Annotated in this window: 1 pseudogene; it reads right to left on the reverse strand. The window is 67.9% G+C overall.

Annotated features, from left to right (window positions below):
* Positions 1-1,032 (reverse strand): annotated as a pseudogene (locus tag LCE31_RS39800) (IS3 family transposase); the annotation flags it as partial.
* Between the last annotated feature and the right edge of the window lie 66 nt (positions 1,033-1,098).

Consider the following 1,098-nt stretch of genomic DNA (forward strand, 5'->3'; position numbering starts at 1 on the left):
CTGCCAGAACGACTCGGCGAGGGCGTTGTCGTAACTCGAGCCAACCCGGCCCATGCTCCTGCGGATCCCGAAACCGTCGCAGACCTGTGCGCGCGGCAGCGGTGTACTGCGAGCCCCTGTCCGCATGAAAGATCACGCCGTCCACGTGGCCGCCGCGTGCCGCCACCGCCATCTTGAGGGCGTCGATGACCAGCTCGGCACGCATATGGGTGGCCATCGAGTAGCCGAGCACCCGGCGTGAGCAGACGTCCAGGACGCAGGCGAGATACAGCCACGACCCGCCGACCTGCACATACGTGATGTCACCGCACCACTTCTCGTCCAGCTGCCTGGCGGAGAAGTCACGTTGGACGAGATCTGGGGCAGGAGGTGCGAGGCGGTCCGGGACCGTGGTGCGTTTACGGCACCGCAGATGGAGGCCCTCCAGGCCGTGCCTGCGCATGAGCCGCTCGACGCGCTTGCGGTTCACCGCGTGTCCGAAGCCCCGCAGCTCAGCATGGACACGCCGCACTCCGTACGTTTTCTTGTGGTCGGTGTGGATCTCGCGGATTTCCGCGGCCAGGACATCGTCGGCGGCCCGCCGCACCTCGCGGGCCTTCGCGCCGGCGATCCACCGGTAGTAGCCCGAGCGCGAGACCTGAAGCACCCGGCATATCCGCTGCACGCCGAAGTCGGCCCGGTTGTCGGAGATGAAGCCCCACCGGAGGGTCATGCCCTCATCTCCTTCGCGAAATACTGGGCCGCCCGGCGCAGGATCTCCCGCTCGAGTTCCCACTCCTTCTCCGCCCTGCGTAGCCGGCCGTTCTCCGCCCACAGCTGGGCCAGTTCCTCATCCCTGCCCTCGGCGACCGGCTCGTCGCGGTTGCTGCGGCCCGCCTGTTCATCGGCCTGGCGCACCCAACTGCGCAGCGTCTCGCCGGTCACCCCAACATCCGCCGCCACCGCCGCATACGTGCGCTTCCCACCCGCCGCGCGATACAGCGCGACGGCATCGTTCCTGAACTCCGCCGGATACGGAGACTTCCGTCCCACCAGGACACCCTTCCCCGGATCTGCAAGATCCATTGCCAGAGTGTCCACACCACCGGGGTCGCCTCA

The sequence above is a fragment of the Streptomyces sp. 8L genome, from assembly GCF_020176795.1.
Classification (GTDB): Bacteria; Actinomycetota; Actinomycetes; order Streptomycetales; family Streptomycetaceae; genus Streptomyces.